Here is a 21,686-nt window from a genome sequence, read left to right on the forward strand (position 1 = left end):
GCTAGCGTGACCGTGTGGCGAAGACACAGCTGAACGTGCGGGTCGACGAGACCACCGCGGAGAAGGCCCGGGAGCGCGCCCTCCAGCGGGGGATCAGCATGAACCGCTATATCGAGGAGCTGGTCCGGCAGGACGCGGGCGAGGCGGGCCACACCTTCGTGGAGGCCGCCGCCGACTTCATGAAGCAGTACCGGGCCGTGTTCGACGAGGAGTTCGGCAAGGAGGGCGAGCCCCGCCCTTGACCGTGCGTATCGACCTCGCCTGGCTGCTGATGATCGCCGAGCATCACACCCCCGGCGATCCGCGCGTCACCGACTACGGTGCGCTGGTGGCCGCCGTGAGCCGCCACGAGGCGGAGATATTCGGCATCCCCGTCTACACCGACCCCCAGGAGCGGGCCGCGGCCCTGCTCCAACTGCTGCTCCTGGTCCCGGCGCTGGAGCGGGGCAACGCGCTGTTCGCCTCCGCCGTCGCCTACGCCTATCTCGTGGCCAGCGGGCTGAAGATCACCACCTCGCCGGAGCGGGTGCGGGACCTGGCCCGGCTGGTCCGGGACGGCCGTGCCGACGTCCGCGCCATCGCCGACGAACTGCGCAGCTGGAGCGTCTAGTGCCGCGTCAGCCGAGGTGTGCCCGGTAGCGAGGTGTCCTGGTGCGGTCGGCTGCAAGGCGCCGGATCGGCCTCGTAGTGGGCCTGCTCGGCCGGTTCGGCAACGCCGCAGGGGGCACCTCCCAGCGGTAGCCGGGGGCGGCCGTGCCAGGGCGGCGAGCGGGGCAAACCGTGGTTGATGGGGCACTAGGTCCTGTCCTGTCGGTCTTCGTGGGTCAGCCCACGGCGTCTGGTAGCGGCGGACGGCGGACCGTGCCCAGCACACAGGAGGAGGTCGGCATCGGCAGCCCCCGCTCGGGGACCCGCAGCAGCCGGTGCCCGACCGGTTCGAAGCCCGCCGCCGCCAGCTCCGCCCGTACTTCCCGCGCGGTGTGACAGCCGCCGAACACCAGCGGCCACACGGTGCGGTCCAGCACCCGCTGCGTGGTGGCCATCACCCGGCCGTCCGCCCGGCCGTGCTCCAGGAAGCGCAGTTCGCCGCCGGGTTTCAGAACCCGCGTCAGCTCGGCCAGCGCGCGCCGCACATCACGCACCGAACACAGCACCAGACACGCCACCGCCGCGTCGAACGCCTCGCTCTTGACCGGCAGCGCCTCCGCGACCCCCGGCACCACGTCCACCGGAACCGCCGAGCGCAGCCCCGCCCGCGCGGCCAGCCGCCGCAGATGGCGCTCCGGCTCGATGGCGACGACCTCGGAGACGGTCTCGGGATAGTGCGGGAAGTTGCGGCCGTTGCCCGCCCCGATCTCGATCACCCGGCCGGACAGCCCGGTCAGCAGTTCACTCCGCAGCTCCGCCACCCCGGCCCGCTCGTCGGCCACCGCGGAGAGCCGGTCCCAGCAGCGGGCGAAGATCGGGTGGTGCACGGCGTCGGGCGGTGCGGTGCGGCGGCGTACGGGCATGGGGGACCCCCTCGGATGCGAACGACACGGTCCAGGACCGTTACCGGGAGTCTGCCCAGGGCGGGGGTGGGACTACGCCGGGAACGCCGCCGGGTTCCAGACGCCGTCCAGCTGCGGGGCCAGCCAGCCGGGAGCCGCGGCGCGGAAGGCCGCCGGGCCGAGTGCGGCGGCCCGCTCCGGGAGGGCGCCCAGCAGCGGTACGCCCGCCGACGCGGGCAGATCGCCGACATTGCAGAGGGAGGCGAGATCGGGCTCGGCGGGCCAGCTCCCGATGACGATCCCCGGACAGTCCAGCCCGCGGGCGGCCAGCGCCTCGGTGGTCAGCGTGGCCATGTTCAGGGTGCCGAGGCCCGGATGCGCGACGACCAGGACGGGGGCGGACAGCAGCCGGGCCGCGTCGGCGAGCGTCGAGCCCTCCTCGTCGAAGCGCACCAGCAGTCCGCCCGCGCCCTCGACGAGCACCAGATCGTGCTCGGCGGCCAGTTTCCCGGCCGCCTCCGCCACCTCGTGCGGACGGACCGTCGGCAGCCCGGAGCGGCGGGCCGCGGTGTCCGGGGCCAGCGGTTCGGGATAGCGGGCGAGTTCGAGGGTGGTGACCTCTCCGGCGAGCCGGGCCACCTCGGCGGCATCGCCCGCCTCCTCCGCGCCGACGCCGGTCTGCGCGGGTTTGAGCACCGCCACCGACCGGCCGCGGGCCAGGGCGCAGGCGGCGACGGCAGCCGTGGTGACGGTCTTGCCGATCTCGGTGCCGGTGCCCGAGACGACCAGTACTGACATGGTGTTTCCGTGCCTTTCGCTGGGTTCTGCGGCCCGCCGCCCGGGGGTGGTCCCCCGGACGGCGGGCCACGGCCTTCGGTTCAGCGGCCCGCCGCGGCGGCGGCCGCCCGCACCGCCGTGCAGATCCGGGCCAGATCGTCATCGCCGGTGATGTACGGCGGCATGACGTACAGCAGATCGCGGAACGGCCGCAGCCAGACGCCCTCGCGGACCGCGGCCCGCGAGGCCGCGGACATGCCCGCCGCGTCGAGCGGACGGTCGAGCTGGACCACGCCGATCGCGCCGAGCACCCGTACGTCCCGGACGTTCGGCAGTTCGAGCGCTTCCCCGAGACCGTCGCGCAGCCCCGCCTCGATCCGCTTGACCTCCTGCCGCCAGTCGTAGCCGAGCAGCAGCTCGATCGAGGCGTTGGCGACCGCCGCGGCCAGCGGATTGCCCATGAACGTCGGGCCGTGGGCCAGCACCGGCACCTCGCCGCGCGAAATGCCCTCCGCCACCCGCGTGGTGCACAAGGTGGCCGACATGGTGAGGTATCCGCCGGTCAGCGCCTTGCCCAGACACATCACATCGGGGCTCACGGCCGCGTGACCGGCCGCGAAGAGCTCGCCGGAGCGGCCGAAGCCGGTGGCGATCTCGTCGAACACCAGCAGCACGTCGTGTTCGTCGCACACCTCGCGCAGCAGCCGCAGCAGCGCGGGGGAGTGGAAGCGCATCCCGCCCGCGCCCTGGACCACCGGCTCCACGATCACTCCGGCCAGTTCATGGGCGTGCCGGGCCATCAGCTCGCGCAGATGGGCCTCGTAGGCCGGGTCGGCACCGGCGTCGAATCCGGCCGGCGGGGCGTCCGCGAAGACCTGTTCGGGGAGCACCCCCGACCACAGCTGGTGCATTCCGCCCTGCGGGTCGCACACCGCCATCGGCTGCCAGGTGTCGCCGTGGTAGCCACCGCGCCAGGTCAGCATCCGGCGCTTCTCCGGCCGGCCGAGCGACCGCCAGTACTGGAGGCACATCTTCACCGCCACCTCGACCGACACCGAACCGGAGTCGGCGAGGAAGACATGGCGCAGCGGGTCGGGGGTGATCTCCACCAGCTTGGCGGCCAGCCGTACGGCTGGCTCATGGGTGAGTCCGCCGAACATCACATGGCTCATCCGCCCCAGCTGGCCGCGTACGGCCTCATTGAGCACCGGGTGGTTGTAGCCGTGGATCGCGGACCACCACGACGACATGCCGTCGACCAGTTCCCGGGCGCCCTCGACCGGTTCGGCCAACCGCAGCCGGACCCCGGACGCGGACTCCACCACCAGCGGGTCCTCACGTCCGGGCATCGGACCGTAGGGGTGCCAGACGTGCTGCCGGTCCAGTTCCCGCAGCTCACCGGGGGTCAGTGGCTCAGGCATTGGGCGGCAGGTCCGTACCCACGCCCCGACGGCGCACCGCGACCAGATCGGCGTGCGAGTCCTCGCGCGCCGCCACCGCCGCGGGCTGAGGCTCGGCCTCTGCCTCGGGCGCGGCCTCGCCGCCGCACGGACCGCAGCCGCCGCCCTCCGCACCATGCGAACCGCAGCCGCCGGCCGCCCCGGTGTGTGAACCGCAGCCCCCGGCCGCCGCGGCGAGCGCGTCGGCGCGGTGCTCGGGCAGGGTGGTGGTGTCGGTGCCCTCCACCTCGAAGCCCGCGTCGGCGATCATCGCCAGGTCGTCCTTGCCGGCCTGGCCCTCGGTGGTCAGATAGTCGCCGAGGAAGATCGAGTTCGCCAGGTTCAGGGCCAGCGGCTGGAGGGTCCGCAGATGGATCTCCCGTCCGCCCGCGAGCCGCACCTCCACATCGGGGCAGACGAACCGGACCATGGCCAGGATCCGCAGACAGCGCTGCGGGGTGAGGTTCCAGTCCCCGGACAGCGGGGTGCCCTCGATGGGGATCAGGAAGTTGACCGGCACCGAGTCCGGGTCCAGCTCGCGCAGCGAGAAGACCACGTCGACCAGGTCCTCGTCCGACTCGCCCATGCCCGCGATCAGCCCGGAGCAGGCGGACATGCCCGCCGCCTGCGCCTGCTGCACCGTGGAGACGCGGTCGGCGTAGGTGTGGGTGGTGGTGATCTCGCCGTAGGTGGCCTCGGAGGTGTTGAGGTTGTGGTTGTAGGCGTTGGCACCGGCGTCCCGCAGCCGCTCCGCCTGTCCGTCGGACAGCAGTCCCAGACAGGCGCAGATCTCCACGTCCTGGTGCTGGTCCTTGATGGCGGCGATGGTCTGGGAGACCCGGTCCACGTCCCGGTCCGTCGGGCCGCGCCCACTGGCCACCAGGCACACCCGCTTGGCGCCGCCCGCCACCCCCGCGGTGGCGGCGGCCGCCGCCTGGTCGGGCTTCAGCCAGGTGTACTTCAGGATCTCCGAGGTCGAGCCGAGCCGCTGCGAACAGTACGAGCAGTCCTCGGGGCACAGGCCCGACTTGAGGTTGACCAGGTAGTTGAGCTTCACCCGCCGCCCGAACCAGTGGCGCCGCACCTTGCCCGCGGCGGCCACCACATCGAGCACATCGTCATCGGAGGTCGCCAGTACGGCGAGCGCCTCTTCGCGGGTCGGCGATTCGCGCCGCAGCCCCTTGTCCACCAGCGTGTTCAGCAGGTCCATGGCGCCGATCCTGTCCTACGCCGCCGCTCCCGGCAAAGGAGGAACCGTACAAGACCGCGACTTGGGGGTGTGGGTATCACCACACCCTGACCATGCATGGAGGGGACTACGTTCTATCCGGACCCCACAGTTGGTGCCCCCTGGAAGGCGAGGACAGCGCATGGCCGAGGACCGACAGGACGACCCGTTCGGGTGGATCGACGGCGAGCGGGAGCGGCGTTCGCGCGCCGGACTGGTCCGCCGGCTGAGCCCCCGCCCCGCCGACTCCCCGCTGCTGGACCTCGCGAGCAACGACTATCTCGGACTGGCCCGGCATCCGCAGGTCACGGCCGCCGCGGCGGAGGCGGCGCGGCACTGGGGCGCGGGGGCCACCGGCTCCCGGCTGGTCACCGGCTCCACCGAGCTGCACGCGGCGCTGGAGGAGGAACTCGCGGCGTTCTGCGGCTTCGAGGCTGCTTTGGTCTTCTCATCCGGCTATGCCGCGAATCTGGCTGCCGTCTCCGCGCTCAGCGACCGTGACGCGCTGGTGGTCTCCGACGCGGGCAACCACGCCTCGCTCATCGACGGCTGCCGGCTCTCCCGCGCCGATGTCGAGGTGGTGCCGCATGCGGACCCCGCCGCCGTGCGCAAGGTCCTCGACGCCGAGGGGCACGAGGCCGGCGGCGGGGGCCGCCGCGCGCTGGTGGTCACCGACTCGGTCTTCTCGGTCGACGGGGACGCCGCCCCGCTGCCCGCGCTCGCCGCGGCCTGCCGGTCGCACGGGGCGGCGTTGGTGGTGGACGACGCCCATGGGCTGGGGGTGCTCGGCGAGGGCGGACGCGGGGCGGTGCACGCAGCCGGACTGGCGGGCGCGCCGCAGGTGGTGGTCACCGCCACGCTGTCCAAATCGCTGGGCAGCCAGGGCGGGGCGGTGCTGGGGCCAGCCCGGGTGATCGAGCACCTGGTCAACGCCGCCCGCACCTTCATCTTCGACACCGGTCTGAACCCGGCCGCGGTGGGCGCGGCGCTGGCGAGTCTGCGGCTGCTGGCCGCGGAGCCGGAGCGGGCGGTCCGTGCCCGCGCGGTCGCCACCGCGCTGCACGGCCGGCTGACCGCCGCGGGGCTGTCCGCGGTGCGGCCGGACGCGTCGGTGGTGTCGGTGCGGGCGCCGTCACCGGAGCAGGCGGTGCGCTGGGCCGCCGACTGCCGCGCTGCCGGTCTTCAGGTGGGCTGCTTCCGCCCGCCGTCCGTCCCCGACGGCATCTCCCGGCTGCGGCTGACCGCACGCGCGGATCTGACGGACGAGCAGATCGAGCGGGCGGTCGGCGTGATCGTGGGGACCGCGCCGACCGCCTGAGCGGATCAGTCCCCGGTGGGGTGGGACCCGCCGGGGCCGAACCCTCCGCCGGTCAGGCCGTCGAGGAACGAGGCCCAGCCGGCCGGGGTGAACCGCAGGACGGGACCTGCCGTGTTCTTGGAGTCGCGCACGGCGAGCAGCCCGGAACCGAGCCGGGCGGTCTCGACGCAGTTGTTCATCCCGACGCTGTAGCTGCTGCGCAGCCAGCCGCCGGGTCCGACGGACGGGGTGGGAAGAGCGGTCACGGCCGATGCGGCCGGCAGTGCGGACATGGAGCCCCCTCAGGCGCCGCCCCCGATTTCGCTGATGAAGGTGAGTGATTCCTCAGGTGCCAGGGCGTGGGTGCGCAGCACGTCGAACGCCGCGCTGTACGCCCGGAGGTCTTCTTTCCGCTCCAGATAGAGGCTACTCGTCAAGTGGTCGAGAACTACCACGTCGAGGTCAGTAATGTGCGGAAAAGAGAAGATAATGAAAGGACTGGTAATGCCAATGGGCATTCCAGCGGAATATGGCAGCACCTGCAAGCACACCTGAGGGAGCTCTCCCAGTGCGGCCAGATGTCTCAGCTGGGCCGCCATCACCTCCGGTCCGCCGACCGCGCGGCGCAGCACCGCCTCGTCCAGCACCGCGTGCAGCCGCAGCGGTTGCCCGCCGTGCAGCACCGACTGCCGGGCGATGCGCACCTCCACCAGCGCGTCCACCCGCGCCTGCGGCAGATCGGCCAGCGCCGCCCGGGTGACCGTCCGGGCGTAGTCCGGGGTCTGGAGCAGTCCGGGCACCACCGTGGTCTCCAGGGTGCACGCCCCGGACGCCTCCGCCTCCAGACTGATGAAGTCCCGGTAGGCGGGCGGCAGGAGATCGCGGTAGGCGTGCCACCAGCCGCGCCGTGACCCCTCCGGATCCGAGGCACCCCCGCCGCACAGCGCCTCCAGCAGCGCCCGGAGCTCCGGGTCGGCGACCCCGTACAGATCCAGCAACCGGGTCACATCCGCGGGTTTGGCCCCGCTGCGGCCGGTCTCGATCCGGCTCACCTTCGACTGGTGCCACCCCAGCAGCCGTGCGGTCTCACCACTGGTGAGCCCGGCCAGATCGCGCTGACGGCGGAGCTCCGCGCCCAGCTTGCGGCGGCGCACCGCCGGGCCGTACCGCATCCGTTCTCCCTCCTGCCCGCGCGCCCCCGCGCGCGCCCTCTGCCGCGCTTCGCTCCCCAGTCTGCCGCCCAAATCCGGTCTTCCGTAGCAGAGTTCACCGCTTCGGGCGACAGATATATGCATAAGCCGGTGGATCGGCCCCGTCACGGAGGGCATCGATGGCACTCTGGCGCTGAGCCCGCCGAAGCCGCCGGGGAACCCCGGCGGCGCGGCACCACCCCGACGCGTCCTCGCCGCTCCCCCGGCGGAAAGGGACAGGCCGCCATGGCAGACCAGCAGGAAGCATCCGTCACTCTGCCGAGCGCCCCGGCCTCGGTCCCCGCGGCCCGTGCCTATGTGACGGACGTCCTGGCCGAATGGGGGCTCGGCGCGCGGGCGGAGGCCGCCGACACCGTCCGGCTCATCGTCTCCGAGCTGGCCACCAACGCGGTCCAGCACACCGTGGGACGGTCACCCACCTTCACCGTCGACCTCCGGCTCGACCACACCCGGCGACTGGAGATCGGCGTCACCGACAGCCACCCCCGGTGGCCGGTCCGGCCCCCCGCCGCCACCCAGCAGGACCACGGCCGTGACCACGGCCGCGGTCTGGTCATCATCCGTTCCCTGGCCGCCGAATCCGGCGGTGACGTCTTCATCACGCCCACCGCCGACGGCGGCAAGACCGTCTGGATCGCGCTGCCGTGGACCGCCGGGGTCAACTGATCCGCGCCCCGGCTACAGCACCCGCTCGACCCGCCCCGTGGCGGAACGCGCCCCGGCCAGCTCCCGGATGCGGGTGAACACCCGCCCCGCGGCCGGGCCGATCAGATAGTGCGGCATGTCCCCGCGCTCGATCACCCCGTACGGACTCGCGCCCATGAGGTACGAGGAGTAGAGGATCAGCCCGTCCGGACGGCCCAGATCGATCCCCAGCGCCGAGAACCCCGGGAACCCGTCGGTCTGGTAGACCAGCAGCCCGTCCGCCTCCGCGCCGTAGCGCTCCTTGAACCGGCCGAACCGCTCCAGCGAGTCCTTGATCTTCCGTGCCATGTCCTCCTCGTACTGGCGGGACAGGGTGTCCGCCGCCTCCGAGGACGGGTCCAGCAGATAGCAGCGGTAGGTGACGCCCCGGCGCAACAGCCCCAGCACCGCGTCCCGGTAGCGGGCCGGACGCTCGGTGGTCACCAGACGGCTGGAGGAGGTGCGCAGCGCCGTCCCCATGTCGAGGACCTCCTCGGCCGCCGCGTCCAGCAGCCGCGCCTTCTCCTGAGAACTCGGCCGCTCGGGATACGCGTGCACCGGTGTGCCCTCGGCCAGCCCCCGGCCCGCGAGCCACGCCTTGGCCGCCACCTCCGGTCCGCCGTCGCCCGCCATCAGATAGACATCCTTGCCCTCATGGCGTCCCACGGGCGCGAACAGCCGCGCGTACGGACCGGCCGTGCGGTAGACGTCCTCCGACACCGCCAGACAGTCCGGCGGGGTCACCTTCTCCAGATGGGCGGCGAGATTGATGTCGGGGGAGTGGATCGAGCCGGTCCGGCCCTCGGCGCTGTGCCGGATGGCCCCCTTGTGCACCGCCATCCGCACATGCAGCTCACCGTCCACCCCGGCCTGTGCGAACTCGTCCCGCAGATGGCGCAGATCGAGGGTGAGGAAGGTCCGCGCGGCCTCCAGCGCCACATCGCGGGCCACGCTCTCGCTCTCGTCGTGGACCGCGAAGAACCCGCCGTCACCGCGCCAGCTCCACAGATCGCTGCGCGCGCACCGGTACTGCGCGGAGAGCTGGGCGATCCGCGCCCGCATCCGCTCCCGGAGCAGGTCGAAGGCGTGGGCGGCCCGGTCCCTGGGGTTGGAGCGCACGATCGTCGAATACCCGGAGGTGTCGACGAAGACGAGATACACCTGGTCGTAGGTCCGGTCCGGCTGGAACTGCTCGGTCACCACGCGCCCCCTCCCGGTGCCGGCCCGCGCACGGCCGGCACCGGTTCACGCTAGTGCCTGGCCCGGATCCGCTCCAGACGGCGGAGGACCATGGCCCCGGCCGGGGACACGCCCTAGGACCTCACCAGACCGCGCTCCACCGCGCTGCGCTCCACACAGAACTCATTGCCCTCGGGGTCGGACATCACCACCCAGCCCATCCCGTCGTCCGTGCGCCGGTCGTCCACGACCTTCGCGCCCAGTCCGATGAGCCGGTCCACCTCGGCGTCCCGCGTGCCCGACGGCGGCTGGATGTCGAGGTGGACCCGGTTCTTGACGGTCTTGGCGTCCGGCACCCGCAGGAACAGCAGACCCGGGACACCGGGCTGGTCCGGCGCGATCAGCACCTCGTCATCGCCCGGGTCCGAGTCCTCCAGCGGATAGCCGGTCAGCCGGGACCAGAACTGCGCCAGCTGGTACGGATCATGGGCGTCGAAGGTGATGTGCCGGACCGGGTTGAGGTAGGACATGCGGTCTCCGAAGGTCGACGGGGTGGCGCCCCTGCCCCGTCAACCTACCCCCGGCCACCGACCGTCGGACCTGGGGCGGGGGCCGCCAACCCGGCCCGGATCAGCGGACCTTGCCGTAGGAGACCTGACGGGTCCAGATCCGCTCCAGCCGCACCACGGTGCCGGTCTTGGGCGCATGCCAGATCCGGCCGCCGCCCGCGTACAGGCCGACGTGGTAGACACCGCCGCTGCCATGGAAGAACACCAGGTCACCATGGGTGCGGGCGGAAGCCTTGATGGGGCGCGTGCGGTTGTACTGCGCCGCCGCGGTCCGCGGCAGCCGCTTCCCGGCCCGCTTGTACGCGTACTGCGTCAGCCCCGAGCAGTCGAAGCGGTGCGGTCCCGCCGCGCCCCAGACGTACGGCGCGCCCTTCTTCGACGCGGCGATGCGGAGCGCCTTGACCGCGACGCTCGCCGCCTCCGCCTCCGGGGTCGCCCCCGGCACCGCGACGGTCGAGCCGACGGCGGCGACGGTGAGGGCGGAGACGGCACTCGCCCGGGAGACCATCCTGGGGATCCGAATGTGCGCAGTCATCGCGCACCCCCTTCATATGCCGACCCCACCCCGGATGCTGCGGCGGGGTCCTGTCCCCGAGATCGTCACGCATCCCGGCGGCCGGTTCCGCGTCGGGACGCCTCCGTGTGACGGTGCTCACGGATGGTCCGTTCGGGTGACCGGCCCTCTCTGACGCCAGAGCTCTGACCAGTGACGATCTCCGCTTCACCGGGCTGCGGCGGTGCTCGGCGCAAGTGGGCGGCACGTCCCCGTACCGGGAGCGGTTACGCCGGTCGGGGGACCGCTCCGGCCCTCCGCGGCCGGAGGCGGGGTGATCCGCCCGAGCGGATCGACACACCGCGACCCGGCCGCCGGGGACCGGCGACCGGGTCGGAAGGGGTGGCCTACGGGACCGGCGCGTGGCCGGTCCCGTACGCGCCTAGGAGCTGAGCGTCCAGATCGCGTTGGCGATCGCGTCGGTGTTCAGGTCCAGGGCCTTGTCGTCGATGTTCGACGTCTTGTCGCACGCGGAGTGGTAGCACGGGTCGAACGGCTCGCCCGCCTTGCCGCCCCACTTGTCCGCCTGCTCCTGGCTCTTGGTGGCCTCGGCGCCGGTGAACAGACCGCCGACCCGCACGCCGGCGTCCTTGAACGGCGCGTGGTCCGAGCGGCCGTCGCCCTCGGTCTCCGGGTCGGTCTTGATGTCCTTGGCCGCGAACCAGTCGGTGAAGACCTTCTCCAGCTCGGTGTCGTCGTCGTAGACGAAGTACCCCGGGTTGGGGGAGCCGAGCATGTCGAAGTTCAGATACGAGTCGATCTTCGACTTGTCGCCGGACGCCAGCTTGTCCACGTAGTTGGTGGAGCCGACCATGCCGTCCTCCTCATCGCCCCACCAGGCGAACCGCAGGTGCTTGGCGGGCTTGAGGTCGGCCTTGGCCGCGGCGAGCGCGACCTCCAGGATCGCGGCGGAGCCCGATCCGTTGTCGTTGATTCCGGGACCCTCGGAGACCGAGTCCAGATGGGCGCCGGCCATGACGACCTTGTCCTCGCTGCCACCCGGCCAGTCGGCGATGAGGTTGTAGCCCTTCGCCCCGCCGCTGTCGAACTCCTGGATGGCGGTCTTGAACCCGGCGTCGTCCAGCTTCTTCTTGATGTAGTCCACGGACGCCTTGTAACCGGGCTGGCCGTGGGCACGGTTGCCGCCGTTACTGTCCGCTATGGACTGGAGTTCCTTCAGATCTCCCTTGACCGCCTCGACGTCGATGTCGGGCGCCGCCACGGTGGCGGTGTCGGAGATGTTGGCCTGGGCCATCGACGCGCCGGACAGCAGGGCGGCGGCGAGGGCGGCACTGGCGCCCGCCGCGAGAACTCCACGGCGGACGGGCACTATTCGCTTCACAGTTGGGCTCCGTAGTGATGTGGGGGGATGTTGCGGAGCGGTGGATCATTTGTGCGCACATGAGAATCGACGTTCAACAGGGCCTCCGTCAAGGGCAAATATCGGACGGCATGCTCCGCCGAGCGGAACAACCCCCTCCCACCTGCGACAACGCACCGTCAAACGGATGTTGACGTGGAGCGGACAGATGGCCGGGAGACACCTGAGGTGACTGGGCTGATGTTCACGTGTTGATAAAGAAACGGTGGTTTGCCCTGTACTTGGCAGTAAGCCAGACACAAGAATCCTCCTGACACTCTGTGATCATCGCCGCCATGAGCGGCGCAACCATGCAGGGGGATAACTACGTGAGACGCACAGCACTCTTCGGCGTGGCCGGTGGTGTGATGACCGGTGCGCTGATAACTGGGGCGCTCGTCGCCCCGACCGCGGGTGCCTCGGAGCCGACGCCGGGTGGCGCCGCCGAGGCCCGTGGTGTCGCCATCGCCGCGGCCAAGGCCGCGAAGAAGGGCATCGACTGGAAGGACTGCCCGGCCGACTGGGGTCTGGCCAAGCCCATCCAGTGCGGTTACGTCACCGTGCCGCTGGACTACGCCAAGCCCGAAGGCCGCAAGATCAAGATCGCGGTGGACCGCATCGGCAACACGGGGTCGCCCTCGGAGCGCCAGGGTTCGCTGGTCTACAACCCGGGCGGTCCGGGCGGTTCGGGTATGCGCTTCCCGACCCGGGTCACCAACAAGAACCCGGTGTGGGCGAACGCCGCGAAGGCGTATGACTTCGTCGGTTTCGACCCCCGCGGCGTCGGCCACTCCGCCCCGATCTCCTGCGTCGACCCGCAGGAGTTCGTCAAGGCACCCAAGATGGACCCGGTGCCCGACAGTGAGGCGGACAAGCGCGTTCAGCGCAAGCTGGCCAAGGCGTACGCACAGGGCTGCAAGGAGCGCAGCGGCCGGATGCTGCCCCATATGACGACGCCGAACACCGCGCGTGACATCGACGTCATCCGGGCCGCCCTGGGCGACAAGAAGCTCAACTATCTCGGCGTTTCCTACGGAACGTACATCGGCGGCGTCTACGCGACGCTGTTCCCGAACCATGTGCGCCGTCTGATCGTCGACAGCGTGGTCAACCCCTCGCGGGAGAAGATCTGGTACCAGGCCAACCTGGACCAGGACGTCGCCTTCGAGATGCGCTGGAACGACTGGAAGGCGTGGGTCGCCAAGAACGACGCCGCCTACCACATCGGCAACACCTCGGCCAAGGTCCAGAAGCAGTGGAACACACTGCGCGCGGCCGCCAAGAAGAGCCCGATCGGCGGGGTCGTCGGCCCCTCCGAGCTGCTCGGATTCTTCCAGAGCGCCCCGTACTACGACTCCGCGTGGACCCAGGTCGCGGAGGTGTGGAGCGCCTACCTCGCCGGTGACGACAAGCCGCTGATCGAGGCCGCGGGCCCGGACATGTCCGACACCGCGGGCAACATCGCCTCGGAGAACGGCAACGCCGTCTACACCGCCGTCGAGTGCGCCGACGCCAAGTGGCCGACCAACTGGGCCAAGTGGGACCGGGACAACACCCGTCTCCACCGGGACTACCCGTTCCTGACCTGGTCCAACGCCTGGATGAACCTGCCCTGCGCCACCTGGGGTGCCAAGCAGCACACCCCGCTGGAGGTCGGCGCGTCCAAGGGTCTGCCCAAGACCCTCATCGTGCAGAGCACCCGCGACGCCGCCACCCCGTACGACGGTGCCGTGGAACTGCACAAGCGGCTCAAGGGCTCGCGTCTGATCACCGAGAAGGACGCCGGTTCGCACGGTGTCACCGGACTGGTGAACAGCTGCATCAACAACCGGGTGGACGCCTACCTGCTCAAGGGCACGGTGGACGCCAAGGACGTGACGTGCGCCCCGCACGCCACGCCGGTGCCCGCGAAGTCCGACTCGGCCGCCAAGGCGGCCAAGGCGGCGAAGGTCGCGAAGGCCACCGCCGTCAAGTGACGGCCGCCGGGCCCGGTTCCGTACGTGTCGGCGCGTACGGAACCGGGCCCGGTCCGTTTCCGGGGCGGTGGTCAGCGGGTCCGGCCGCCGGTGCCCAGCCACGCGTCCTCGGCCGCGTAGTCGAACAGATCGACCCGCGGGCCGTAGGCCGCGGCCATCTCCGGGAACGCGGCGGGCCAGCCCCCGCCGTCGGTGAGCCGCCGGGCCAGCCACTCCACCGTCCGCGGCAGTGACTCGGCGTAGCCCGTCACCGGGCGGTAGCCCAACTCCCGCTCCGCCGACGTCATGTCGTAGATCACCGGGTGGGGGAGGCTCCACGGGGTGACGCCCACGTTCGGGCGCGGTGGCCCGCCGTCGATCAGCACCAGCTCCGAGCGTGCCGCCAGCACGGCATCCACCGCGGCTGCGATGTCGGCCACCGTCGGCGCCTGCGGATCGCCCGCGTTGAGCACCCGGGAGCCGGGCCGGCGGGCGGCCAGCCGCACCAGCTCCGCGAGATTGTCCACGTGCACCGGGTGGAACCGGCTGCGGCCACCGTAGGCCAGCACCCGCACCGGCCGCCGGTCGAGCACCCGCTTGACGAAGTACAGCTCCCGCGGGGTGCGGCAGTGCGGTCCGTGGATCGCCCCGGCCCGCAGCAGGGTCACCGGCAGCCGGTCGCCCGCGGCCAGCAGCTCCTGCTCCAGGGCGACCTTGCGGTTCCCGGCGGTGTCCCCCGGGGGCACGGTGCGCTGGGACTCGGGGATCGGCACCGGGTACTCGGGGGCGCCGTCCGGCTGGTCCTGGGTGTGGAAGCCGCGGCCCCGGCCGTCCTCGTACACCGCGCCGGTGGAGATCACCACCGCCGAACCGATCCGGTCCGCCAGACCGGTCAACTGCCGTGCGTGTGCCCGGCCGTTGGCCACACAGTCGAGCAGCACCTCGCATCCGTCCCCGACCAGCGCGGCCACCGCCGCGTCGTCCTCCCGGTCCAGGGCCACGCACTCCACGTCCCCGGGCCAGCGCTCGTCACGGCCCCCGCCGCGGGAGGCCGCGCGCACCCGCAGACCCTCCTCGGCCAGCACGCGCACCGCCGCCCGGCCGATCTGTCCGGTCGCCCCGATCACACATACGTCTGCTGTGGTCATGCCGGGACGCTACGGCCCGCCGGCCGGGCGGCCCAGGGTGTTCGGCCGGCAGCAGATTCGCCGTCAGCGTGGCGTCCGGGAGCGGCGCCGGGACTGCTCGGCCTTCACGTCCGAGGCGTAGGCGTCGACGTACTCCTGTCCGGACAGCCGCAGGATCTCGTACATGATCTCGTCGGTGACGGCCCGCAGCACGGTGCGTTCCTCCTCCAGTCCGGCGTAGCGCGAGAAGTCCAGCGGCGCGCCGAAGCGGATGGTCACCCGGCGGATCCGGGGCACCAGACGGCCGGGCGGCTGGATCTCGAAGGTGCCCACCATGGCGCACGGGATGACCGGGGCCCCGGCGGTGAGAGCCATCGCCGCCACCCCGGTCCGCCCCTTGTAGAGCCGTCCGTCATGCGAGCGGGTGCCCTCCGGGTAGATCCCCAGCAACCGGTCCTTGCGCAGTACCGCGAGCCCCGAGCGCAGCGCCGCCTCGGCCGCCTTGCCGCCCGCGCGGTCCACCGGGATCTGTCCGGCACCGCGGAAGAACGCCGCGGTCAGCCGCCCTTTGAGACCCCGTCCGGTGAAGTACTCCGCCTTCGCCAGGAACGTGATGCGGCGCGGCACGATCGCGGGCATCAGGAAATGATCGGAGAACGACAGATGATTCCCGGCGACGATGGCGGCCCCCTCGGCCGGGATGTGCTCGAGCCCCTCGACCCGGGGCCGGAAGAGAAGTCTCAGCAACGGCCCCAACAGCACATATTTGAGCACCTGGTAGAACACGTGACCGCCCTCCACGCCGTTGTGGTCAACCGATTGACTCTACAACCCGGGTACCCCCTCGGGGAGTCACCGCACAATGTCCGCAATCACCATGAATCAACCAGCTTTTGCGGGTGTGGGGTTTCGGGGCGCGGAAGGAATTGAATGAATCTGATCGATTCCCTGTGTTGAATGAATTCGCTCGCCAGTGCAATTCCGAGAAAAAAGCATATTCGTCTTGGTGTCCGGTGAAGCCGCTAAGCTCCAGGGCCCATAGCGAGCTCCTCGCACGCATTTTCTTCCGCTCTTTCTAAGGAAGCCAATGGTTTTCGCTGGCGCCTCACCCGGAGGCCGACGGCCCGCCTCCGCGCTCGTATGGGTCCTCCCTCCCGCCGCCATGGCGGTCTGTGCGGCCCTCGCCGTGACGGCCGTCCCGGCCGCGGCACGGGCGGCGGTCGCCTGGTGCGGGGTGGTGGCGACGCTGGTGGTGACCGCGGCGGCCGCCGAGTCGAGGCGCCGCGGCCGGCTGATCGCCACCCTGCGCGAACGGCAGGCCGCCCAGGAGGACGTCCTCCGCCGCCGGCTGGTGGAGCAGGAGGAGGAGACCCGGCGGCTGGCCCGCGATCTGCTGCCCGCCGCGGTGGCACGGTTGCAGCGCGGCAGCATGGTCGACGAGGTCATGAAGGACATCGACCACACACCCGCCCTCGACCCGGACTTCGAATCCGCCCACCGGGCGCTGCTGCGGGCGGTGCTGGAGACCGTGCGGGCCGAGGAGGACCTGCGGGACGCCGCGCAGCGCGCGTTCGTCAACATCGCCCGCCGGGTGCAGGCCATCGTCCACCAGCAGGCCCAGGACCTGCGGGAGCTGGAGGACAAACACGGTGCGGACCCTGAGGTCTTCGAGGACCTGCTGCATATCGACCACGGCAACGCGCTGGTCGGCAGGCTGGCGGACAGTATCGCGGTGCTCGGCGGATCCCGCCCGGGACGCCAGTGGCAGAAGGAGGTGCCACTGTTCAACGTGCTCCGCGGCGCCATGTCGCGCATCCTCGAGTACCAGCGGGTGGACCTGCACTCGGTGGCGGACGTCGCCATTGTCGGCCCCTCGGTCGAGCCGCTGATCCACGCCCTGGCCGAACTGCTGGACAACGCCACCCGCTACTCCCCGCCCAAGACCCGGGTGCACCTCACCGCGATCGAGGTCCAGTCCGGTATCGCGATCGAGATCGAGGACGCGGGCGTCGGACTCTCCGCGGAGGCCCGCCGCCGCACCGAACTGGTGCTGGCCCAGGCGTCGACCGGACTGGACCTCAACGACCTGGGCGAGACCCCCCGGCTGGGCCTCGCCGTGGTCGGGCGGCTCGCGCTGAGGTACCGGTTCCAGATCTCCCTGCGGCCCTCGGCCTACGGCGGGGTGCGCGCCGTGCTGGTCGTACCGCAGGACATCACCTGCCCCACCCCCGCGCCCGGCGGGGCCATCGCCCGCGCGGCCAAACTGCCCCCGCCCAAACCGGTCAGGCGCGCGACGCCGACACCGATGCCCGCGCGGGCCCCCAAACCCGCCCCGGACCACCCCGGGTTCCGCCAGAACACCGCCGGACTGCCGCAGCGCCGCCGTCGGATGCCGGTGGTCACCCCGCCCATCCTGGTCGACGCGCAACCCCCGGCCGCGGCGCCCGCCGCCGACCGGCCCGCCGCACCGGCCACCCCACCGGTGCAGCCCGGGATGTGGCTGGCGGCGTTCCACAAGGGCATCTCCGGTGAGTCCCCGGACCCGGACTGCACCGCCGTCTCCGACACCACGTCGCACCCTTCGAACCACTCAGACCACTCGGACCCCTCGAACAAGGATGAATAGCCAAGTGAGGCAAGCGCGGTTCAACATGGACTGGATGCTCCGGGACCTGGCGTCCAGCGTTCCCCAGACCCGCCACGTGGTCCTGCTCTCCTCGGACGGCCTGTGCATGGCACAGGTCGGGACCGACGAGGACACCGCCGACCGGCTGGCTGCCGCCTGTGCGGGATTACAGAGCCTGTCGGCGGCGATCGCCGCCGAATTCCCCGAAGGCGACGGGCGGATGCGGCTGGTGGTGATCGAGGTCGGCGGCGGGTTCTTCTATCTGATGGCGGCTGGGGTCAGCTCGTATCTGGCGGTGCTCGCCGAGGAGAGCGTGGACGCGGGGCTGATGGGCCAGTGCATGAGAGACCTGGTCGCCCGGCTCGGAGAACATCTGAGCAGCCCGCCCCGCGCCGACGGACTGACATGAGCGGGCAGGGCAGCGGCGGACCGGCCACGCCCTGGGACGAGGGCGGCCCCGAGCGGCTGTACACGGTCAGCCGTGGCCGTGCCGACCGTGCCGACCGGACCTCCGTCGAACTGGTCAGCCTGATCGTCGCGCGGATCGAGCCGGAGCCGGGGATGCAGCCCGAGATCGCCGCTGTGCTGAGGATGTGTCAGTTCCCGCTCTCCGTCGCCGAGATCTCCGCGTATCTGGTGCTGCCGGTCTCCACCGTCTCGGTGATCCTCGCGGGACTGCTCGAGGAACGCCGGGTGGAGGCGCGGGCGCCGGTCCCCGCCGCCGTACTGCCCGACCCCGAACTGCTTCAGGCGGTGATGCATGGACTACAGAATCTCTGACGGTGACGGCGGCACCAGCGGTGTCGGCGGTGTCGGCGGGATCACCGGACCGCGCCGCGAGGACGTCCTCCCCGCCTCCGCCGCGGCGGCCGTCAAGGTGGTGATCGTCGGGGGGTTCGGCGTCGGCAAGACCACCATGGTCGGCTCGGTGAGCGAGATCCGCCCGCTGACCACCGAGGAGACCATGACCCAGGCCGGGGTCGGCGTGGACGACCTTGCCGGGGTGGAGCGCAAGACCGAGACCACCGTGGCGATGGACTTCGGCCGGATCAGCCTCAACGAACGGCTGGTGCTCTACCTCTTCGGCACCCCGGGCCAGGAGCGCTTCTGGTTCCTGTGGAACGGCCTCTTCGAGGGCGCGCTCGGCGCGGTGGTCCTGCTGGACACCCGCAGGCTCGAGGTCAGCTTCGATGTGGTCGGCCGGCTCGAGGAGCGCGGGGTGCCGTTCGTGGTGGCGGTCAACGCCTTCCCGGGGGCGCCCGCGTACCCCGTGGAGGAGCTGCGCGCGGCCCTGGACCTGCCCGACGCCGTCCCGTTGATCGACTGCGACGCCCGTGACCGCGGCTCCAGCCGCGACACCCTCATCACCCTCGTCAGCTATCTGCAGGCCCTCACCATGACCCCGGAGACATCGTGATCCCTCCCGCCGACCACCCCGGAAGCGGTGCCGGGCACCCGGCCGCGCCCCCCGCCGCCTGCCCCGCCCACGCCCTGATGTCCGAGGGCGCCACGACGGATCTCTTCGGACCGGAGAACGCCAGGGACCCGATGGCGCTGTACGAGCGGCTGCGCGCCGAGCACGGGGCGGTGGCCCCGGTCCGGCTCGACGGGGACGTACCGGCCTGGCTGCTGCTCGGCTACCGCGAGAACCTGGAGGTGACCCGCACCCCCTCGCGCTTCTCCCGTGACTCCCGGCACTGGTACGCCTGGAAGGAGGGGACGCTGCCCCCCGACTCCCCGCTGCTGCCCGTCGTCGGCTGGCAGCCCATGTGCACCTTCGCCGACGGTGAGGAGCACGAACGGCTGCGGGCCGCGCTCACCGGGTCCATGGGCCGCTTCGACCGGCGCGGCATCCGTCGCCACATCACCCGCCTGACCCACCAGCTGGTCAACGAGTTCTGCGCGGACGGCGAGGCCGATCTGGTGGCCGGTTTCGCCCAGCAGCTGCCCATGCTGGTCCTCACCCATCTCCTCGGTATGCCCGACGAGTACGGCCCGCGGCTGGTCGCCGCCACCCGGGATCTGATGCAGGGCACCGACACCGCGCTGCGCAGCGACGCCTACGTCACCGAGGCCATCCAGAGCCTGGTGGACCGCAGACGGGCCGCACCCGCCGAGGACCTGGCGTCCTGGCTGCTGGCGCACCCCTCGGAGCTCACCGAGGAGGAGGTGGTCCAGCATCTGCGACTGGTGCTGCTCACCGGGAACGAGACCACGACCAACCTGATGGCCAACACCCTGCGCATGGTCCTCACCGACCCGCGTTTCCGCGCCTCGCTCGCGGGCGGCCATATGACCCTGCCGGACGCCATCGAGCATGTGCTGTGGAACGAACCGCCGCTGACGGTCATCCCCGGCCGCTGGGCCACCGGGGACACCGAACTGGGCGGTCAGCAGATCAGGGCCGGGGACATGCTGTTGCTGGGACTGGCGGCCGGGAACGTGGACCCGGCCATCCGCCCCGAGATCGGCGCCCCCATGTACGGCAACCGCTCCCATCTGTCCTTCAGCGGCGGTCCCCATGAGTGCCCCGGACAGGACATCGGCCGGGCCATCACCGACACCGCCATCGACACCCTGCTGCTGCGGCTGCCCGACCTCCGGCTGGCCGTGCCGGAGTCCGAACTGAGCTGGCACGCCACCTGGATCTCCCGGAGGCTGGAGGCGCTGCCCGCCGAGTTCGCCCCGCGCCGCGCCCGGCCGGACATCATGGAGGACACCTCGGGTACCACGCTCTCACCCGAGATCCGGGCACGCTGGCTGCGCGCGGAGGAGCCGCCCGCGGTGCCGCGGCGGGCGGTGGCCGAAGCACCCGGGGCACCGGCGTCCGTGCCGTGGTGGCGCGCGCTGTGGCGGTGGCTGGTGGGCCGCCCCGTGGATCCGGTGCGTGAGGCGGGTCCGCTGCGTGACGCGGACCCGGGCCGCCCCGCGAACCCGGAGCAGCCCCCTGCCGACCGGGCCTGACGCCGGAAGGCGACCGCCCGCTCAGCTCCGCGCCAGCATCACTCCCAGGGTCAGCAGACCCAGCACCACCCAGCCGAACCAGAGCCAGCCATTGCTTCCCAGGGTCACGGTGTAGGCCGTGACCAGCACCAGGCCCCCCACCGTGCACACCGTCATCGCCTTCGCGGATCCGGGCATCCCCGACCTCCTCACGGCGGTTCTGACGACCCATCGTCAGGACCACGGCCCGTCCACGGGCCGGTCCACATCGTCTCGCGGCCGGAGCCCGGCCGCTAGCGGCCGCGGCCCTGGAGCGAGGCGAGATAGGCGTTGTACGCCGCGAGCTCCTGGTCGCCGTCCCGGTCCGCGGTGCGGTCCGCCCGCCGGGCCTGGCGCTGTTCGGACTTGTACCACTGGTAGACCAGCGCGACCAGGACGATCACCGACGGGATCTCGCTGAACGCCCAGGCGATGCCGCCCGCCGCGTTCTGGTCCGAGAGCGCGTCGATGCCCAGCGAGGCGGGCGGGTGCTCATAGGTGCCGATCATGGGCTCGGTCGCCATCATCAGCGCGATCCCGAAGAACGCGTGGAACGGCATACCCGCGAACAGCTCCAGCATCCGCATCACATAGCCCGGCCGGTGCGGCCCCGGGTCCACACCCATGATCGGCCAGAAGAACACCAGGCCCACCGCGAGGAAGTGGACCATCATCGCCACATGACCGGGCTTGCTCTCCATGAGGAAGTCGAAGAGCGGGGTGAAGTAGAGCGCGTACAGGCTCGCGATGAACAGCGGGATCGTGAACGCCGGATGCGTGATGATCCGCATATAGCGGCTGTGCAACAGCGCCACCAGCAGCTCCCGCGGCCCCTTGCGGCCGCGCCCGGCCGCGGGCAGGGCACGCAGGGCCAGCGTCACCGGCGCGCCCAGCAGCAGCAGGATCGGGGAGACCATGCTGATGATCATGTGCTGGACCATATGGACGCTGAACATGACCATGCCGTAGTCGTTCAGCCCGGTGCACATCGCGAGCGCGATGGTCAGCACCCCGAGGGCGAACGAGACCAGCCGTCCGACCGGCCAGGCGTCACCGCGCCGCCACAGCCGCGCCACGCCCCAGCCGTAGAGACCGAGCGCCACCACACAGCCGACCAGGAAGACCGGATCGCCGCCGAACTCCAGCCCACGCGACAAGGTGAACGGCGGCAGATCCATGTTCATGCCGTGCCCGCCGTGATCCATTGAC

General features: G+C 71.5%; 24 protein-coding genes. 10 read left to right on the forward strand and 14 right to left on the reverse strand.

The features are described 5' to 3' along the window. The first annotated feature begins 14 nt into the window (after positions 1–14). Positions 15–242, forward strand: a complete 228-nt coding sequence (locus tag AC07FT_RS09720; protein ID WP_471196358.1) for a toxin-antitoxin system HicB family antitoxin — start codon at positions 15–17, stop codon at positions 240–242. Further along, positions 239–610 (forward strand): fic family toxin-antitoxin system, toxin component, encoded by a 372-nt coding sequence (locus AC07FT_RS09725; RefSeq protein WP_471196362.1) that lies wholly within the window; start codon positions 239–241, stop codon positions 608–610. The genes AC07FT_RS09720 and AC07FT_RS09725 overlap by 4 nt, the downstream gene beginning before the upstream one ends. A gap of 214 nt (positions 611–824) precedes the next feature. Here AC07FT_RS09725 and AC07FT_RS09730 read toward each other — a convergent pair whose 3' ends face one another. From AC07FT_RS09730 to bioB, 4 genes are all read right to left on the reverse strand, one after another. Then, positions 825–1,511, reverse strand: coding sequence for a class I SAM-dependent methyltransferase (locus tag AC07FT_RS09730; RefSeq protein ID WP_479175431.1), 687 nt, complete (start codon positions 1,509–1,511; stop codon positions 825–827). Positions 1,512–1,583: 72 nt separating this feature from the next. Further along, on the reverse strand, positions 1,584–2,288 hold the full coding sequence (bioD, locus tag AC07FT_RS09735) for a dethiobiotin synthase (protein ID WP_479175433.1): 705 nt from the start codon (positions 2,286–2,288) through the stop codon (positions 1,584–1,586). 80 nt (positions 2,289–2,368) lie between these two features. Next, complete coding sequence (locus AC07FT_RS09740) at positions 2,369–3,688, reverse strand: adenosylmethionine--8-amino-7-oxononanoate transaminase (RefSeq protein ID WP_479175434.1); 1,320 nt, start codon at positions 3,686–3,688, stop codon at positions 2,369–2,371. Next, a complete protein-coding gene (gene bioB, locus AC07FT_RS09745) occupies positions 3,681–4,916 on the reverse strand; it encodes a biotin synthase BioB (protein ID WP_479175435.1) in 1,236 nt (411 codons plus the stop codon). Before bioB ends, AC07FT_RS09740 begins: the two co-directional genes overlap by 8 nt. 160 nt (positions 4,917–5,076) lie before the next feature. Here bioB and AC07FT_RS09750 point away from each other — a divergent pair, with 160 nt between their 5' ends. Next, positions 5,077–6,252, forward strand: a complete 1,176-nt coding sequence (locus AC07FT_RS09750; protein WP_479175437.1) for an 8-amino-7-oxononanoate synthase — start codon at positions 5,077–5,079, stop codon at positions 6,250–6,252. Between the two features lie 5 nt (positions 6,253–6,257). Here AC07FT_RS09750 and AC07FT_RS09755 read toward each other — a convergent pair whose 3' ends face one another. Both AC07FT_RS09755 and AC07FT_RS09760 read right to left on the reverse strand, forming a co-directional pair. Further along, positions 6,258–6,524, reverse strand: coding sequence for a DUF397 domain-containing protein (locus AC07FT_RS09755; RefSeq protein ID WP_479175439.1), 267 nt, complete (start codon positions 6,522–6,524; stop codon positions 6,258–6,260). Between the two features lie 9 nt (positions 6,525–6,533). Next, positions 6,534–7,403, reverse strand: coding sequence for a helix-turn-helix domain-containing protein (locus AC07FT_RS09760; protein ID WP_471196381.1), 870 nt, complete (start codon positions 7,401–7,403; stop codon positions 6,534–6,536). A gap of 264 nt (positions 7,404–7,667) precedes the next feature. Here AC07FT_RS09760 and AC07FT_RS09765 point away from each other — a divergent pair, with 264 nt between their 5' ends. Beyond that, positions 7,668–8,108, forward strand: a complete 441-nt coding sequence (locus AC07FT_RS09765) for an ATP-binding protein (RefSeq protein ID WP_432010848.1) — start codon at positions 7,668–7,670, stop codon at positions 8,106–8,108. 12 nt (positions 8,109–8,120) lie between these two features. Here the strand turns inward: AC07FT_RS09765 and AC07FT_RS09770 are convergent, their stop codons facing one another. From AC07FT_RS09770 to AC07FT_RS09785, 4 genes are all read right to left on the reverse strand, one after another. After that, positions 8,121–9,326: a nucleotidyl cyclase domain-containing protein gene (locus AC07FT_RS09770; RefSeq protein WP_479175441.1), complete on the reverse strand. Its 1,206-nt coding sequence runs from the start codon at positions 9,324–9,326 to the stop codon at positions 8,121–8,123. Between the two features lie 113 nt (positions 9,327–9,439). Continuing rightward, positions 9,440–9,835, reverse strand: a complete 396-nt coding sequence (locus AC07FT_RS09775) for a VOC family protein (RefSeq protein WP_471196389.1) — start codon at positions 9,833–9,835, stop codon at positions 9,440–9,442. Between the two features lie 100 nt (positions 9,836–9,935). Further along, positions 9,936–10,409, reverse strand: coding sequence for a C40 family peptidase (locus AC07FT_RS09780; protein WP_479175443.1), 474 nt, complete (start codon positions 10,407–10,409; stop codon positions 9,936–9,938). Positions 10,410–10,809: 400 nt separating this feature from the next. After that, positions 10,810–11,769, reverse strand: a complete 960-nt coding sequence (locus tag AC07FT_RS09785; RefSeq protein WP_471196394.1) for a M28 family metallopeptidase — start codon at positions 11,767–11,769, stop codon at positions 10,810–10,812. Positions 11,770–12,098: 329 nt separating this feature from the next. Here AC07FT_RS09785 and AC07FT_RS09790 point away from each other — a divergent pair, with 329 nt between their 5' ends. Next, complete coding sequence (locus AC07FT_RS09790) at positions 12,099–13,763, forward strand: alpha/beta hydrolase (protein ID WP_479175681.1); 1,665 nt, start codon at positions 12,099–12,101, stop codon at positions 13,761–13,763. A gap of 71 nt (positions 13,764–13,834) precedes the next feature. Here AC07FT_RS09790 and AC07FT_RS09795 read toward each other — a convergent pair whose 3' ends face one another. Both AC07FT_RS09795 and AC07FT_RS09800 read right to left on the reverse strand, forming a co-directional pair. After that, positions 13,835–14,890: an NAD-dependent epimerase/dehydratase family protein gene (locus AC07FT_RS09795; protein ID WP_479175445.1), complete on the reverse strand. Its 1,056-nt coding sequence runs from the start codon at positions 14,888–14,890 to the stop codon at positions 13,835–13,837. Between the two features lie 63 nt (positions 14,891–14,953). After that, on the reverse strand, positions 14,954–15,655 hold the full coding sequence (locus AC07FT_RS09800; RefSeq protein WP_479175683.1) for a lysophospholipid acyltransferase family protein: 702 nt from the start codon (positions 15,653–15,655) through the stop codon (positions 14,954–14,956). 301 nt (positions 15,656–15,956) lie between these two features. Between AC07FT_RS09800 and AC07FT_RS09805 the strand changes: the two genes are divergently transcribed. From AC07FT_RS09805 to AC07FT_RS09825, 5 genes are read left to right on the forward strand one after another with little or no spacing between them, the layout of a single operon-like run. Continuing rightward, on the forward strand, positions 15,957–17,495 hold the full coding sequence (locus AC07FT_RS09805; RefSeq protein WP_479175447.1) for an ATP-binding protein: 1,539 nt from the start codon (positions 15,957–15,959) through the stop codon (positions 17,493–17,495). Beyond that, entirely contained in the window at positions 17,488–17,904 is a 417-nt protein-coding gene (locus AC07FT_RS09810; protein ID WP_479175449.1) for a roadblock/LC7 domain-containing protein, read from the forward strand. Before AC07FT_RS09805 ends, AC07FT_RS09810 begins: the two co-directional genes overlap by 8 nt. Then, positions 17,901–18,275: a DUF742 domain-containing protein gene (locus AC07FT_RS09815; protein WP_479175451.1), complete on the forward strand. Its 375-nt coding sequence runs from the start codon at positions 17,901–17,903 to the stop codon at positions 18,273–18,275. The genes AC07FT_RS09810 and AC07FT_RS09815 overlap by 4 nt, the downstream gene beginning before the upstream one ends. Then, positions 18,256–18,912: a GTP-binding protein gene (locus AC07FT_RS09820; RefSeq protein WP_479175453.1), complete on the forward strand. Its 657-nt coding sequence runs from the start codon at positions 18,256–18,258 to the stop codon at positions 18,910–18,912. Before AC07FT_RS09815 ends, AC07FT_RS09820 begins: the two co-directional genes overlap by 20 nt. Continuing rightward, the gene (locus tag AC07FT_RS09825; protein WP_479175454.1) at positions 18,909–20,459 is read left to right on the forward strand and encodes a cytochrome P450; all 1,551 of its coding nucleotides are present in this window, start codon (positions 18,909–18,911) and stop codon (positions 20,457–20,459) included. The genes AC07FT_RS09820 and AC07FT_RS09825 overlap by 4 nt, the downstream gene beginning before the upstream one ends. A 21-nt stretch (positions 20,460–20,480) precedes the next feature. On the opposite strand, the gene AC07FT_RS09830 is transcribed toward AC07FT_RS09825, so the two are convergent. Together AC07FT_RS09830 and AC07FT_RS09835 are read right to left on the reverse strand one after the other, a co-directional pair. Further along, on the reverse strand, positions 20,481–20,636 hold the full coding sequence (locus AC07FT_RS09830) for a hypothetical protein (RefSeq protein ID WP_479175455.1): 156 nt from the start codon (positions 20,634–20,636) through the stop codon (positions 20,481–20,483). Between the two features lie 95 nt (positions 20,637–20,731). Beyond that, the gene (locus tag AC07FT_RS09835) at positions 20,732–21,682 is read right to left on the reverse strand and encodes a cytochrome c oxidase assembly protein (protein WP_471196415.1); all 951 of its coding nucleotides are present in this window, start codon (positions 21,680–21,682) and stop codon (positions 20,732–20,734) included. Positions 21,683–21,686 lie beyond the last annotated feature (4 nt).

This window comes from Streptomyces sp. NPDC045899, from assembly GCF_056431485.1.

Bases quoted from the DNA above. Each gene is read 5' to 3' on its own strand.
- AC07FT_RS09755 (WP_479175439.1), bottom strand. From the start codon at position 6,524: ATGTCCGCACTGCCGGCCGCATCGGCCGTGACCGCTCTTCCCACCCCG.
- AC07FT_RS09830 (WP_479175455.1), bottom strand. From the start codon at position 20,636: ATGCCCGGATCCGCGAAGGCGATGACGGTGTGCACGGTGGGGGGCCTG.
- AC07FT_RS09820 (WP_479175453.1), top strand. From the start codon at position 18,256: ATGGACTACAGAATCTCTGACGGTGACGGCGGCACCAGCGGTGTCGGC.
- AC07FT_RS09765 (WP_432010848.1), top strand. From the start codon at position 7,668: ATGGCAGACCAGCAGGAAGCATCCGTCACTCTGCCGAGCGCCCCGGCC.
- AC07FT_RS09750 (WP_479175437.1), top strand. From the start codon at position 5,077: ATGGCCGAGGACCGACAGGACGACCCGTTCGGGTGGATCGACGGCGAG.
- AC07FT_RS09835 (WP_471196415.1), bottom strand. From the start codon at position 21,682: ATGGATCACGGCGGGCACGGCATGAACATGGATCTGCCGCCGTTCACC.
- AC07FT_RS09815 (WP_479175451.1), top strand. From the start codon at position 17,901: ATGAGCGGGCAGGGCAGCGGCGGACCGGCCACGCCCTGGGACGAGGGC.
- AC07FT_RS09805 (WP_479175447.1), top strand. From the start codon at position 15,957: ATGGTTTTCGCTGGCGCCTCACCCGGAGGCCGACGGCCCGCCTCCGCG.
- AC07FT_RS09740 (WP_479175434.1), bottom strand. From the start codon at position 3,688: ATGCCTGAGCCACTGACCCCCGGTGAGCTGCGGGAACTGGACCGGCAG.
- AC07FT_RS09810 (WP_479175449.1), top strand. From the start codon at position 17,488: ATGAATAGCCAAGTGAGGCAAGCGCGGTTCAACATGGACTGGATGCTC.
- AC07FT_RS09760 (WP_471196381.1), bottom strand. From the start codon at position 7,403: ATGCGGTACGGCCCGGCGGTGCGCCGCCGCAAGCTGGGCGCGGAGCTC.
- AC07FT_RS09775 (WP_471196389.1), bottom strand. From the start codon at position 9,835: ATGTCCTACCTCAACCCGGTCCGGCACATCACCTTCGACGCCCATGAT.
- AC07FT_RS09780 (WP_479175443.1), bottom strand. From the start codon at position 10,409: ATGACTGCGCACATTCGGATCCCCAGGATGGTCTCCCGGGCGAGTGCC.
- AC07FT_RS09790 (WP_479175681.1), top strand. From the start codon at position 12,099: ATGCAGGGGGATAACTACGTGAGACGCACAGCACTCTTCGGCGTGGCC.
- bioD (WP_479175433.1), bottom strand. From the start codon at position 2,288: ATGTCAGTACTGGTCGTCTCGGGCACCGGCACCGAGATCGGCAAGACC.
- AC07FT_RS09795 (WP_479175445.1), bottom strand. From the start codon at position 14,890: ATGACCACAGCAGACGTATGTGTGATCGGGGCGACCGGACAGATCGGC.
- AC07FT_RS09730 (WP_479175431.1), bottom strand. From the start codon at position 1,511: ATGCCCGTACGCCGCCGCACCGCACCGCCCGACGCCGTGCACCACCCG.
- bioB (WP_479175435.1), bottom strand. From the start codon at position 4,916: ATGGACCTGCTGAACACGCTGGTGGACAAGGGGCTGCGGCGCGAATCG.